Below are 13,708 nucleotides of genomic sequence, written 5' to 3'. Positions count from 1 at the left end.
TTAGAAGTAGCTTCATCACCTTATATTTTACTTAACTTCTGGTACTTTAGAAGCTTCACTTTTCTTTGGAGATTTATATCTTTTCTTTTCCCAGCTTGCCTCTTGATTCTTTTTAGCCATTTTTTTCACCTCCATTATATTATTAGTATTCATAATCTATTTTTAATTATTCAAAATTCACTCTGATAAATTTTTTAAAAATTAAGTAAAAAAAGATATTATGGCATAAGTTTTTATACCATAATATCTTTTAATAATATATCTATATTTTATTACTCATCATAAACATCTAAATACTTAGTTTTTATACCGTCTTTTTCCCATCCAAGTATGGAATCTAAATTTACATTTTCGGCAGCTTTAAATATTGATTTCTCTACTCCATCAAAATTCTTCTTAAGCTCTTTCACTAATTCTTTTATTTCATATCTCTTATTGCCTATTTTCTCTGCTGCAACCATACATGCACAATTTAAAGGCCAAATTCCTGCATTATTAGTAAATCTTTTTATATAATCTTCTTCAACATAATAAAGGGGTCTTATAAGTTCCATATCTTCAAAATTTGCTGCTTTAAATTTAGGAAGCATAGTTTTAAAATTCCCTGCATAAAGCACGTTTAATAATGTTGTTTCTATAACATCATTATAATGATGTCCTAATGCAAGCTTATTACATCCAAGCTCTCTTGCTTTACTATAAAGAGACCCTCGCCTCATTCTTGCACAAAGATAACATGGATAATCTCTTGCCATCTTATCTATAACTTCAAAAACTTTTCCTTCATATATATGTACTGGGATTCCAAGATGATTACAGTTTTCTATAAGTAATTCTTTTATCTGTGGATGGTATCCAGGATCCATTGCTATAAATTCTAATTCAAAATTCATTTGTCCATGTTTTTTAAGCTCTTGAAAACACTTCGCCATAAGTAGTGAATCTTTACCACCTGAAATAGCTACTGCAATCTTATCTCCTTCTTCTACAAGGTTATAATCCTTGACTGCCCTTACAAACTTAGTCCAAATATGTTTTCTATATTTTTTAACAAGGCTACGCTCAATTTCTTCTAAAGGCTTCTTTTCTTCAGTAGGAATTAATCTTTCACAGCCTTTACCTGCTATACTACTCATTTCATCACCTCACTTAATAATACTTTTCAATTATATCACTTTTTCAACATATTGTCTTTACATAATCGTTCTTAGCTATATACTTTATCTATCAACTCATTAACTCATTCATATTTATATATGGATTTTTATATCTATTTTTATTTATTGTACTTTTCCCAATATTTATAGCTTTTTTAGGGCATAGATTTATACAAGCCATACAATCTGTACACTTTCCATTCCACTTAGGTTTATTATTTTCCATTATAATGTTGTTTACTGGACACACATTTTTACAAACTTCACATCCAATACATTCAGTATTAACTCTGAAATTTTTATCTTTACTTTTGTATATATTTTTCCATGAAAAATAAAGAATTTTATTTATACCAAATTTATAATTAAGTTTCTTTATCTTCCTTAACTTAATTTCATTAATAAACTCTTTTAAAGTTTCCTCATTCTTTTTAATTGCTGTAATTGCTCTTTCTTCACTTGGATTTCTACCTGCTCTAACATAGTTAGAAATATATTTTATACAAACACAATTTGATAAAATATTTGTCTCTTTAATAATTTCATTAATATGTGCAAAGCTACTTTTAGCTTCTCCTCCACCTGATACACCAATTGCAAAAACATATGAATCTTGCTTTAATTTTAACTCTTTTAAAAAATTCAAAACTACTATAGGTAAAGAACCACAATGTATAGGATAAATTAATCCAACTACATCATTATCACAAGTAAAATCATTATTTTTCAATGCCTTACTCATAGATATTAATTCTATATCTTCATTTAGTTCTTCCTTTAATCTTTTGGCAATGTATAAGCTATTTCCTGTTGATGAAAAATAATAAATCTTCATATATATCCCCTATTCAACCTTTATAATCTATAGATAATTATAACACTTATAAGTAAAATTTCTATTATTCATTTCTTATAACTTGAGGATAATTAAATGTATTATACGGATCATAATTCTTTTTAATTTCCTTTAACCTTCTTATGTTTTCTCCATAATACTCATCTTCATAATTATTCAGTTCATGTAAAGGGAAATTAACAAAAGATCCTACTGTCATTAACTCTATAGTTTTGAAGTTTTCTTTAAGCCATTCCTTATTTATATCAGCATATTTATCTTCTTCCCAAACAGATTGAATTCCCATTATAAACTTAGCATCTCTATAATAATACGCTGTATCTAACTTATCTACATCTGAAATGGCTCCACCTGCTCCATAAAAAGATATAGCAGTATAATTTGCTCCTTCAGCCGGATTATCTATTATTTCTATAAGTCTTTTTAATTCAGTATAATTATAATCCTTATAAATAAATCTACCAGTTGACTTATACTTTTCATAGTCTGGATGGCTATCTTGAATATATCTATTACATTCCAATATACTCATATCTTCTATTTTAATTTCCATTGAATTTGTTATATTTTCTAATGGACTAAGTATTTCTCTTGCATCAATAGAATTTCCATAAAATAATCCTGTAAGCTTAACGCCTCTGCCTTTTTCTACTGAATTATATATTGCAGTCTTTAAATTAATTCGTCTATCTAAATTCTTATATAAATTTTGGAGAACTTCAATAACTTTAATATTATCTTCAGTACTAATATTAGGATAATTTATATAAATTAATGTACCCATTTCTATTTTTTCTTTTAGTTTTATGGTCATAGATGTTATGATTCCAAAATTGCATCCTCCACTGCCTTTGCAAGCCCAAAATAAATCACTATTTTCTTGCTCATTAATAATTAGTTTTTCCCCTTTATAATTTATCATTTCAAGTTCAATTAAGCTATCGCAAGCTAATCCTAGAAATCTACTAGAATATCCCCAGCCGCCACCAAGTATCAGTCCTGCTACACCTACTGTCGGGCATCCCCCTCCTGGAAATGCATAACTTTTACTTCCTAATGCCTCATATATTTCTCTATTTCTTACTCCTCCACCTATTTTTACAACACTATTCTCTTCATCTATATAAATTTCATTCATCTTACTTATATCTATAACAGCTACATCATTACCAGTTGAATATCCCTCGTAGCTATGAGCCCCTGATCTTACTCTTATTTCTATAGAGTTTTTTCTAGCCCATACTATTGCATTTATAATATCCTGTTCATTATAACAATATATAATTACTAATGGATACTTTTCAATTGCTCTATTCCAAGATAATCTACTTTCTTCATATTTACAATTATCTTTTGTAACTATTTTACCAGTTAATTCTGTATAAATTATGTTTTCCATAAAATCACCTTCTATATGTCGTTATATATTAGATAATATCATATAGAATATTAAAATCAATAAAAATAGTTATCATAAGAATTTACCTATTTACTTAAATTCTTTCATTATTTAAATTTTAAAACTTTTGGATTTCTATATCTTTTAGGCACATTTCTACTTTTTTCTACATAGTTTATAAATATAGACAATCAACGAAAGGATGTTTAATTATGTATTATCGTGATGATGATAATTGTGAAAAATGTAATGACTGTATAAAAGATCCTAGTAAGCTTTATTGTAATATAACATGTACTGATACAGCTAAAAATTGCCATGAGTCATATAAAGTTTTCGACCCTCCAGTATATGCTAAAGCATTTGTAGCTCTTCAACCATATGAAAAATTATTTAATATAGAAGATGCCTTTGATGCTGGTACAATTTTCAAAGATTTATATAGTCCTTACTGTGATGTTAAATACATTGGAGGTGTTCACAAGTAATGAATAAAAATGAGTATTTAGATAAAATACGAAAGTTACAATTTTTTGCTCTAGACCTAAATTTATATTTAGATAATTTCCCGACTTCTGAAAAAGCAAAACATGATTTCGAAGTAATTTCTTGTGAATTAAAAAAGACAATTTGGGATTATGAAAAAGAATATGGCCCTCTAACTAATTTTGGCTCTTCTTATTTCCAAGATCCTGAAGCTTGGGTTAAAGGCCCATGGCCATGGGAAAATATGAGAGGAGGAAAAAATTAATGTGGTACTATGTTAAAACTTTACAACACCCTGTTAACTTAAAATCTACTGATTTAAAAATGGCTAAAGTTCTAATTACTCAATATGGTGGTCCTGATGGAGAACTTAGTGCTGCTCTTAGATATTTAAATCAAAGATTTTCAATGCCTACAAATAAGTCTAAAGCATTATTAACCGATATTGGAACAGAAGAAATGGCTCACGTAGAAATAATAGCTACTATGGCTCATCAAATTATGGAAAATGCATCAATAGATCAAATAAAAGCTGCTGGCTTAGATGGGCATTATGCCGATCATGGAAAAGCAACTTTCTATACTGATGCTACTGGAAACCCTTGGACTGCTACTTATATCCAAGCTAAAGGTGATGTAATCGCAGACATTCATGAAGATATGGTTGCTGAACAAAAAGCTAGAGCAACTTATGAATGGTTAATGAACTTAACAGATGATGCTGAAATAAAAAAAATATTAGGTTTCTTAAGAGAAAGAGAAGTTGTACATTATCAAAGATTTGGCGAAGCATTAATGGATGTCCAGGATAATACTAAGTTAACAGATTTTTGTAAATAATGTAACAAATAAGGCTATCTTTATTATAGGTAGCCTTATTTGATTTCTGGTTTTTATGGAGTAATTCTAGTTCTATCTCTAGTTATAAAAGAGGCTTCTCTAACATTTTCTAATGACAATAATCGAGCAGTAAATCTTTCTAGTCCTATTGCTAGCCCTCCATGCTTTGGCATGCCATATTTAAAAATATCAGTATAATTCTCATAATGTTCTGGATTTAATCCCTTATTCTTTATACTTTCTATAAGCATATTATAATTATTAATTCTTTCTCCTCCACTAGTAATTTCTACGCCTTTAAAAAGTAAGTCAAAACTTCTACTTCCGCCCTCCTTAAAAGGCATTGTATACATAGCTCTCTTTTTTATTGGATAATTCACTAGAAAAATAAAGTCACAGTTAAATTTTTCTTTTACATAACTACATATAAGCTTTTCTGATTCTGGATCTAAATCATCTTCCAAATTTTCTTTGCCATAAACCTCTCTTAATACACTTATGGCCTCAGAAAAGTCCATTCTTGGAATGCTATTTTCTATTCTTGGAACTTCAACTTTCAATATTTCTAAATATCTCTTTGCCTTTTCTTCTAATGATTTTAACATATATTTTATTAACTTCTCTTCTAAATTAACTATATCAAACTCATCATTAATAAACCCCATTTCTAAGTCCATGCTCACATATTCATTTAAATGTCTACTTGTATTGTGCTCCTCTGCTCTATAAACATGTGCAACTTCAAATACTCTTTCAAATCCAGCTCCTACCATCATTTGCTTATAAAATTGAGGACTTTGTGCTAAATATGCAGTTTTACCAAAATAATCTACTTTAAATAATTCTGTTCCTCCCTCGGTACCCTCCGCTACAATTTTAGGAGTAAATATTTCTGTAAAATCATTTTTAATTAAGAATTCTCTAAAACTCTGTACTATTATATTTTGTATCTTAAATATAGAATTAGTCTTTTCGTGTCTTAAGCTAAGAATTCTATTATTCAATATTGTATCTAAATTAATATTCAGTTCTTTTTTATTTATTTTTATTGGCAATTCTTGTGCTTCACTTATTATATGAAATTCATTTCCTATTATTTCACATGGGTGTAATGAATTATTACTACTTTTTACTATCCCAACAACAGATATTACAGATTCAATTTTTAGTGTATTTAAATCTCTAACTTCATTATCAAATATACATTGTATTAAACCAGATCTATCTTTTATAACTAAAAAAGTAATATTTTTCAGCTTTCTTATTCTATAAACCCAACCTTCTATTTTTATTTCTTTTTCCTGAAAATTGCTAACATTTGTAATTAAAATTCTCTCCATAAACAACACTCCTTTTAAATTTATATTTTTATATTAATAAAAAAATAAATCCCTTGAGTATTACTTTACTCAAGGGACGATAAATTACCGTGGTACCACCCTTATTAACTTTTAATCATAAATTAAATTTAATAATTAAGATATATACTTAAAGCGGCCTTCTTTAAGTATAAAAAGCGGACATACGTAAATTTACTTATTCCGTCACTTCACTCCAAGTCAACTCAAACTTACATATGTCCACTTGAAAACTGAAGAAAGGAAATTACAAAAAATTATTCCTAGGTTAATTTTGATATAATTCCCCCCAAAATATAAAAAGCCCTCACTCCCTATAGGAGTGAAAGCTCTGTTCACGGTGCCATCCTAATTTAACTTAATAAAATGATATTAAAGTTATCTCAATCTATTAACGCTAGAACACGTCTTATCCTAATTAGTTTCAGATAAGCTTCTCCAGGATGTCTTTCAATATCATGTTCTCATGAAGCTTCCACCATCCTTCACTCGCTAAAGATACTTATAGATATTTACTCTTCCTTTCAACAAATTTAACTTTTTATTTATATTATTCCTTTTAATAATAAATGTCAATATAATTTAGAAAAATATTCTATGAAGTATAGGCTAAAAAATCTTATTAAATATCATTCTATAATAATATTTAATAAGATCTTGATTTTTATAATAATTTTATTATCCCTTTAATCCAGATGATGCTACACCTTCAACAAAGAATCTTTGTAAAGCTAGGAAAATAATAAGTACTGGTATTAAAGCAATAAGCGATGCTGCCATAATAAGAGAATATTCTGCTGAATATTGACTTATAAACATTCTTAAACCTACTTGAATAGTTTTTTTAGCCTCTGAGTTTATATAAATTAATGGCCCCATAAAATCATTCCATACACTAACAAATGTAAAAATAGTTAATGTTGATAATGCTGGTTTAGCTAAAGGAAGCATTATTTTATAATAAATTTTATATTCACTATATCCATCTATTCTTGCTGCTTCAAGTAATTCATTTGGAATACTCATGTAGAATTGCCTTATTAAGAAAACTCCAAATGCTGAAAATGCTTGTAATAGTATTAAAGCAAAGTGAGTATCACTTAGATTCAATTCTCTCATCATAATAAATTGAGGTACCATATATACTTGCCATGGAACTGCTATTGTTGCTACATAGCACAAGAATATCTTATCTCTATATTTAAAGTCCAATTTTGCAAAAGCATATGCTGCAAAACTACTAGTAAATAATTGTAATAACGTTATTATTACTGTTAATTTTGATGTATTAAAAATAAATTTTCCTAAAGGTATTTTAGTCCATATTTCTTTATAATTGCTCCATACAGGATTATTAGGTATCCAATCAAATGGGAATTTAAATACATCTTTGTTTAATTGTAGAGATGCTGATAGCATCCATGCAAACGGAACCAGCATTAATATAGTTAGTGCTATTAAAAGTGTATATGTTAATATCTTTGAAATTGTATTTTTGGTTTTCATGTTCACTTTAACTACCTCCTTTTTATTAGTATTACATATAGCTAACCCATTTCTTCTCGCCTCTAAATTGAACTATAGTAACTATCAAGACTATCATGAATAAAACCATAGATATAGCACTTGAATAACCATAACTAAATTCCTTAAATGCCGTATTGTATATATGTGAAACCAATACTGTTGTAGATCTACCTGGTCCACCTTGAGTCATCATATAAACCAAATCAAACACTTTAAAGCAAGAAATAGTAAGCATTATACTAACAAAGAAAGTTGTTGGAGTTAACATAGGCAAAGTTATCTTTTTAAATTGTTGCCATCCGTTAGCACCATCTATACTTGCCGCTTCATATAAATCTCTTGGAATACCTTGAAGTGCTGCTAAATATATTACCATATAGTATCCCATGTTTTTCCAAATACTAACGAAAACTATTACTGGCATTGCCCATGTAGTAGAAGATGTCCATCCTGGTGGATTAGTGATTCCTAAAGACATTAGAAAACTATTAACAACTCCCATTGATGGATTAAAGATCATATTCCAAACAACTGCAACAGCTACTAGAGATGCTACGTATGGAAAGAAAAATACTGTTCTAAAGAAATTTCGTCCAAATATCTTTTTATTTAGTAATATTGCAATCCCTAATGATGCTACTAAAGTTAATGGAACTGTAGCAATTGAGTACACTACTGTATTCTTCAGTGCTATTTTAAATGTTGTATCTGTTATAAGTCTTTTAAAATTATCTAAACCTGCAAAACTTATAGGATTAGCTCCATCCCAATTTAAAAAAGATAGTATAAATGCAAATATAACTGGAATCAATGTAAAGATTGCAAAACCTAAAAAATTAGGAAGGATAAACGAATAAGCAGTTAGATTCTTTTTCATCTGCTTTTTATTTATTTTATGTGATATTTTTTGCTTTGTTTCTTGATTCACTTTTAACTCCATAACAAACCTGCCTTTCTTGGGCATATCCCCCTTAAGATATTTTATTTTTTATTTAGGAGGGAGCTTTTTAAAGCCCCCTTATTTCTTTATTAATAATTTCTACTTATTTAATTCTTCCTTAACACGATTTGCCATTTCTTTTAATCCTGCATCTATATCTACACTACCTGTCATTATAAGGTCATGTTCTTCATTTAATATTATTTCTATTAAAGCTGATTTACTATCTACTGGCATTTCTAAATATGTTTTAACTGTATTTAGTGCTTCTTTACTATTTGCATCTGTAGGGAAACCCTTTGTTCCTGCAATAGTATCTACTATAGTATCAGTTTTAATTGCTGGTAAAGTTCCGCTATCAGCTACAACCTTAGCTCCTTCTTCACCACTAAAGAATTTTATAAAATCCCAAGCTGCATCTTTCTTTGAAGATTTAGAGTTAATACCTAATGATGTTATTGTACCAACTGTTGTACCTGGTTCTACTCCATCTGCATGAGGATATTTAACTATTCCCCAGTTCATATCAGCTGTACCTTTATCATGACTAGCTATTACAGTTCCAATATACCATGATCCCATTGGTAACATTGCAATTTGCTCATTTTCAAATACTCCTGAATAATGTATGCTTCCAGTCTTTAATGAGCCGTAATCCATAACAACTTTATCTTTTTGCATTCCTAATACCATCTCATAGAAAGGTTTCAAGAATGAATAATCTTCTTGTATAATTGAATTCTTACCATCTAATACTGCTGGTAATTGTACTGTAGATCTCCAAGTATGATAGTGGCTGCCATAAACTGCTTCCGCTCCAGAGCCTGAAGTCATTTTTCTTGCAAGAGCTTCGTATTGTTTCCATGTCATATCATTAGTTGGATACTCTACTCCTGCCTTATCAAAAAGATCTTTGTTATAGTATAGAACCCAGAAGTCACTTCTAAATGGAAGTGAATATAATTCGTTATCTATTGTCATTTGTTCAGTTGTTCCTGAATAAAGATTTAAATTGACTTTATCCTTTTCAATATAACTAGTAAGTGGCTCTAATTGTCCTTTATTTACCATTGATGTATAACCTGGTGTATCTTTAACTGTTATAATATCTATGTCATCAGAACCACCTGATAACATAACTGATAACTTGTCTTGATATTCTGCTGAAGAAATATCAACTAATTCAATATTAACATTTTCATTTTTGGCCTTATATGCATCTATTACAGGTTGCAAATAAGCTACTTTATCTTTATCCCAGACTGACATTTTTAATGTAACTTTTTCACCAGATGTATTTCCTTCTGTCTTAGTGTCTTTTTTACTTCCACAACCTATAAAAACACTACTAGCTACTGCTAATGTTAGAAGGACAGAAATAATTTTTTTAGTTTTCATAATTCATTCCCCTCACTTTTCATTGATTCAATTTACAATTTTATTATATTAATTTAGTGTTTGCTTATAAATGGATAATCTTTTTATTTCATTCACTTTTTTGTTAACCTTTTCATTGTTGTTTTTTCTAAATATTTTATTAAGTTTTTCATGTATTATTTTTTTATTTCATTCACTTTTCACTTCTAAGTTTATATTTTTTATATAAAAATATCGTCCATATCTTTATATAGACGATATTTTAATTCTCTATGTCATAATTTTTATATATTCCTTTGGTGAGTATCCTGTTATTTTTTTAAATACTTTACTAAAATAAAATGCACTTTCAAACCCTAATTTATCAGAAACTTCATAAACCTTATGATTTTCTTTAATTAATAGTTCTTTTGCTTTGTTTATTTTCATTTGATTCACATATTCAGAAAATCCCATATTACAATCCTTTTTGAATATTAAGCTTAGGTAACTAGGGCTTATATTATGTATACTGGCAGTTTCATTTAAATAAATTTTTTCTTCTAAATTATCATTAATATATTTTTTAACTTGAGTAACTATATGATGTTTATAATTTCTCTTTCTAAAATCAATATATTCACATAACCTATCCCTTAATAAGGATATCCATTGAACTATTTCTATAACATTCTTCTTTTTATATATACTTCTATATCCTTCTATTTCACTTGAAAACATATCATTTATACAGTCTGTCCCATCGGGTAATAAATTTAACGATATATATAATATATTACATGCACAATCTATTGCTTTTAAATATTCATTATGCGATGAGTTTAACCAATCTATTATATTGCAAAATATTTTATCTAATCTTTCGGAATCATATTCTTCAAAAGATCTTCTTAAATCATCCCTAAATAAATTTATATTAAATCTATCTTCATAATTATCTTCTAACTTTGAATAAACTCTTATATCTTCATTTGTACTTTGCAAATTGTAAGCATATCTAGCTTCTTGAAATGAATTCGAAATCAGCTCCAACTTATCATAAACATTACCTATTCCAATTTTTATACTTACATTAAAATAATTCTTAACTGATTCTGAAATATTATACATAGCTCTTTTAACTGTATTTCTTATATTAAGATCTTCTTCGTCTTCAAAATAACATATAATTGCAAAATGATTTGCATCAAGAAATACATTAAATGATTTTAAGTATTTAATAGAAATTTGTTTTATCATATTAAAGGTACACATATAAATATTTAATAATTTATCCCTATCTAATTCTTCCTTTGAATTAGAGCTTATATCACAAAAACAAGTTATAAACTTCTTTTTTTCTAAATCAAGATTTAACTGTGTAGTTTCTTCATATATCAACTTATTTTCTTCAAATAAGTTATACAGTAACTTTATAAAAAATCTTTCTTTTAAACTACTTATGTCTTGCTTATCATTACTACTCTCTAAATTAATATTTTCTTTTTCTCTCTTTTTTAATTCCTTAATGGAATTTTCTATAGAGCCTTCCAAAACTTGTGGTGTTAATTCAAGCTTCACTAAATAATCATTTACATTATACTTTATAGCTGTTTTTGCAATTTTAAAATCTTCGTAGCTTGTCAAAATTATAAAAACAGGTTGCTTTGAATAATTTTCTCTACAATATTGTATAAGTTCTATTCCACCCATTATTGGCATTTTTACATCTGTAATTATAATATCCGGAAAGCTATTATCCATTATTTTTATTGCTTGTTCTCCATTAGATGCCATTCCAATTACATCTATATCGAACTTGTCCCAACTAATCATAGATTTTACACCTACTTGAACTAGAGGTTCATCATCCACTATTAATAATTTATACATACCTCTCACTCCTCCTAAAGTTATGTCTTTACTTTTTAACTTTATCGTATGGAATTACTATTATTATACTTGTATATTCATTTAAAACACTTGCTATCTTAATCCCGTATTCATTTCCAAAGGTTAATTTTATTCTGTCATTAACATTTTTTATTCCTATATTATTAAAAGATTTTTTATCCAGGCTATTATCTCCACTAAGTATCTTTTTTATCTTGTCATCTGATATTCCTATCCCATTATCTTTTATTTCAATTTTCACTTTATCTTCTTCAAATAGATTAAATGATATATTAATTACTCCTTCATTTCCCTTAGGCTCAATTCCATGAAATATTGCATTTTCTACCATTGGCTGCAAAGTAAATTTTATTATTTTGCTTAAATAAATTTTTTCATCTTCAACATTATATATAACCTTAAGTGCCCCTCCATATCTATATTTTTGAATTGTTATATATTCATTTAATAAGTTTATTTCTTCTTCTATAGATATTATTTGATCTGTACCCTTTGAAATATTTTTTAATAATTTAGCTAAAGCTGATGTCATTTCTGGTATTCCTGTAACATTTTGAATAGTTGCCATCCACTTAATAGAATTAAGAGTGTTATATAGAAAATGTGGATTTATCTGACTCTGAAGCATCTTAAACTCTAAATCTTTTTTTTGTTTTTCATATTCTACTTTAGAAGATATTAAATCTGTTATCTTTTCAGACAAAATATTAATACCTCTTCCTATTGTTCCTATTTCATCTTGCCTCTCAATAGAATAATCTATTGAGAAATCCCCCATTGATATTCTTGCTACCTTATTATTAATTTTTCTAACAGGTTTACTAATCATTTCATTTAATATATAAGTTAATATACCCGCAAGAGAAAATAATAACACTATTATTAATATTGAAAGTGGAATAAATAATGATTTTTCTATAGAAAAATTACTTTTTTTAAGAGCTTGTCCTACTGCCCATCCATCTAAATCTGACTTATACCAAATATAATTTACGTCTTTATTTGAACTATCCTTTGATTTATAAGTAATAATTTTATTATTTTCAACAACATCAGTTTTTTCATATTTATCTAAATCTACTAAAAGCAATTTATTTTCTATATACTTATAAATTTTCCCCCCTATGGATATAAAAATCTCATCACCTTTATTTAAATTATAACTATCTAAAAAATCTGTAATAATTTCTGTATTAATTGAAATATATACCCATCCAACTGAACTATTATCATAATAACTATAAATTGGTCTAATAATAGGTATAATTTTATCTGCACTTAAATCCTTTTTAAATGCATCTTCTTTTAAGCCTATCCATTTGAATCCTCTTTCATTAAATAATTCATCAAAATATGGAACTTCCTTACTAATTCTCCCATCCGTTAGACTTCCCGCTGATGTATCAGTAATTATTTGCAGTAATATTCCCTCTGGATTACTAATTATTAATCTATCCACATATCTGCTTGATCTTGAATTGTTTAATTCTTCTTTTACTCTGTAGTATGTATTTAAACTTACACTGCTATTAATATTACTTGATGTACTACCTACATAGGATGACACTTGATTATTGATGCTACACCATTTAGCTAGTTGAATTATCTCATCAACTCTATTTTCTATGTTCTTACTTACTATTTTTAAATTTGAAGTTGTTGTACTAGTTATTTTCTCATTTAATATGTAACTAAATGTATATAAACATCCATATAAAATTAATATAGTTATTATTGCTGTTAATCCTATCATTATCGAGGTTACCCTAAACATTATTGTTTTGTATGATATATTAGTATTTTTCATAATTCTTCATCTACCTCTTATATATTATTAGAAACCATTACTTTACATATTATTATTTATATTTTATC

General features: G+C 27.5%; 12 protein-coding genes and 1 other annotated feature. Of the genes, 3 read left to right on the top strand and 9 right to left on the bottom strand.

What is annotated here, in order from left to right; genetic code table 11:
* Positions 1-272 precede the first annotated feature (272 nt).
* The 3 genes from AAT22_RS09820 to AAT22_RS09810 form a co-directional block, all read right to left on the bottom strand.
* Positions 273-1,136 carry an ATP-binding protein gene (locus AAT22_RS09820; protein WP_047001063.1) on the bottom strand — a complete coding sequence of 288 codons (864 nt, stop codon included), beginning with the start codon at positions 1,134-1,136 and terminating at the stop codon, positions 273-275.
* A gap of 91 nt (positions 1,137-1,227) precedes the next feature.
* Positions 1,228-1,992: an EFR1 family ferrodoxin gene (locus AAT22_RS09815; RefSeq protein ID WP_047001062.1), complete on the bottom strand. Its 765-nt coding sequence runs from the start codon at positions 1,990-1,992 to the stop codon at positions 1,228-1,230.
* Positions 1,993-2,056: 64 nt separating this feature from the next.
* Positions 2,057-3,412, bottom strand: a complete 1,356-nt coding sequence (locus tag AAT22_RS09810; RefSeq protein WP_047001061.1) for an FAD-binding oxidoreductase — start codon at positions 3,410-3,412, stop codon at positions 2,057-2,059.
* A gap of 212 nt (positions 3,413-3,624) precedes the next feature.
* On the opposite strand from AAT22_RS09810, the gene AAT22_RS09805 reads away from it, so the two are divergent.
* Genes AAT22_RS09805 through AAT22_RS09795 form a run of 3 tightly spaced genes read left to right on the top strand, consistent with a single transcriptional unit; the run spans position 3,625 to position 4,738 of the window.
* Complete coding sequence (locus AAT22_RS09805) at positions 3,625-3,900, top strand: spore coat associated protein CotJA (RefSeq protein WP_016208268.1); 276 nt, start codon at positions 3,625-3,627, stop codon at positions 3,898-3,900.
* Positions 3,900-4,163: a spore coat protein CotJB gene (locus tag AAT22_RS09800; protein WP_016208269.1), complete on the top strand. Its 264-nt coding sequence runs from the start codon at positions 3,900-3,902 to the stop codon at positions 4,161-4,163. Before AAT22_RS09805 ends, AAT22_RS09800 begins: the two co-directional genes overlap by 1 nt.
* The gene (locus AAT22_RS09795) at positions 4,163-4,738 is read left to right on the top strand and encodes a manganese catalase family protein (protein ID WP_016208270.1); all 576 of its coding nucleotides are present in this window, start codon (positions 4,163-4,165) and stop codon (positions 4,736-4,738) included. The genes AAT22_RS09800 and AAT22_RS09795 overlap by 1 nt, the downstream gene beginning before the upstream one ends.
* A gap of 53 nt (positions 4,739-4,791) precedes the next feature.
* On the opposite strand, the gene aspS is transcribed toward AAT22_RS09795, so the two are convergent.
* The 6 genes from aspS to AAT22_RS09765 form a co-directional block, all read right to left on the bottom strand.
* On the bottom strand, positions 4,792-6,078 hold the full coding sequence (gene aspS / locus AAT22_RS09790) for an aspartate--tRNA(Asn) ligase (protein ID WP_047001060.1): 1,287 nt from the start codon (positions 6,076-6,078) through the stop codon (positions 4,792-4,794).
* Positions 6,079-6,411: 333 nt separating this feature from the next.
* Positions 6,412-6,633 (bottom strand) — a binding site (T-box leader).
* Positions 6,634-6,774: 141 nt separating this feature from the next.
* Entirely contained in the window at positions 6,775-7,602 is an 828-nt protein-coding gene (locus tag AAT22_RS09785; RefSeq protein WP_016208272.1) for a carbohydrate ABC transporter permease, read from the bottom strand.
* Between the two features lie 31 nt (positions 7,603-7,633).
* Positions 7,634-8,563: a sugar ABC transporter permease gene (locus AAT22_RS09780; RefSeq protein ID WP_047001059.1), complete on the bottom strand. Its 930-nt coding sequence runs from the start codon at positions 8,561-8,563 to the stop codon at positions 7,634-7,636.
* Between the two features lie 99 nt (positions 8,564-8,662).
* Positions 8,663-9,961 (bottom strand): sugar ABC transporter substrate-binding protein, encoded by a 1,299-nt coding sequence (locus tag AAT22_RS09775; protein ID WP_047001058.1) that lies wholly within the window; start codon positions 9,959-9,961, stop codon positions 8,663-8,665.
* Between the two features lie 249 nt (positions 9,962-10,210).
* On the bottom strand, positions 10,211-11,812 hold the full coding sequence (locus tag AAT22_RS09770; protein WP_047001057.1) for a response regulator: 1,602 nt from the start codon (positions 11,810-11,812) through the stop codon (positions 10,211-10,213).
* Positions 11,813-11,840: 28 nt separating this feature from the next.
* Positions 11,841-13,640 (bottom strand): sensor histidine kinase, encoded by a 1,800-nt coding sequence (locus AAT22_RS09765; RefSeq protein ID WP_052953933.1) that lies wholly within the window; start codon positions 13,638-13,640, stop codon positions 11,841-11,843.
* Positions 13,641-13,708: the final 68 nt, after the last annotated feature.

Origin of the sequence: Clostridium sp. C8 (assembly GCF_001010885.1) — a bacterium.
In the GTDB taxonomy this organism is placed as follows: Bacteria; Bacillota; Clostridia; order Clostridiales; family Clostridiaceae; genus Clostridium; species Clostridium sartagoforme.
This window is presented reverse-complemented; position numbering and strand designations above follow the sequence as displayed.

Excerpts from the sequence above, each read along its gene's own strand:
- AAT22_RS09820 (WP_047001063.1), bottom strand. The coding sequence starts at position 1,136 with ATGAGTAGTATAGCAGGTAAAGGCTGTGAAAGATTAATTCCTACTGAA.
- AAT22_RS09805 (WP_016208268.1), top strand. The coding sequence starts at position 3,625 with ATGTATTATCGTGATGATGATAATTGTGAAAAATGTAATGACTGTATA.
- AAT22_RS09800 (WP_016208269.1), top strand. The coding sequence starts at position 3,900 with ATGAATAAAAATGAGTATTTAGATAAAATACGAAAGTTACAATTTTTT.
- AAT22_RS09785 (WP_016208272.1), bottom strand. The coding sequence starts at position 7,602 with ATGAAAACCAAAAATACAATTTCAAAGATATTAACATATACACTTTTA.
- AAT22_RS09770 (WP_047001057.1), bottom strand. The coding sequence starts at position 11,812 with ATGTATAAATTATTAATAGTGGATGATGAACCTCTAGTTCAAGTAGGT.
- AAT22_RS09775 (WP_047001058.1), bottom strand. The coding sequence starts at position 9,961 with ATGAAAACTAAAAAAATTATTTCTGTCCTTCTAACATTAGCAGTAGCT.
- AAT22_RS09810 (WP_047001061.1), bottom strand. The coding sequence starts at position 3,412 with ATGGAAAACATAATTTATACAGAATTAACTGGTAAAATAGTTACAAAA.
- AAT22_RS09780 (WP_047001059.1), bottom strand. The coding sequence starts at position 8,563 with ATGGAGTTAAAAGTGAATCAAGAAACAAAGCAAAAAATATCACATAAA.
- AAT22_RS09795 (WP_016208270.1), top strand. The coding sequence starts at position 4,163 with ATGTGGTACTATGTTAAAACTTTACAACACCCTGTTAACTTAAAATCT.
- AAT22_RS09765 (WP_052953933.1), bottom strand. The coding sequence starts at position 13,640 with ATGAAAAATACTAATATATCATACAAAACAATAATGTTTAGGGTAACC.
- aspS (WP_047001060.1), bottom strand. The coding sequence starts at position 6,078 with ATGGAGAGAATTTTAATTACAAATGTTAGCAATTTTCAGGAAAAAGAA.
- AAT22_RS09815 (WP_047001062.1), bottom strand. The coding sequence starts at position 1,992 with ATGAAGATTTATTATTTTTCATCAACAGGAAATAGCTTATACATTGCC.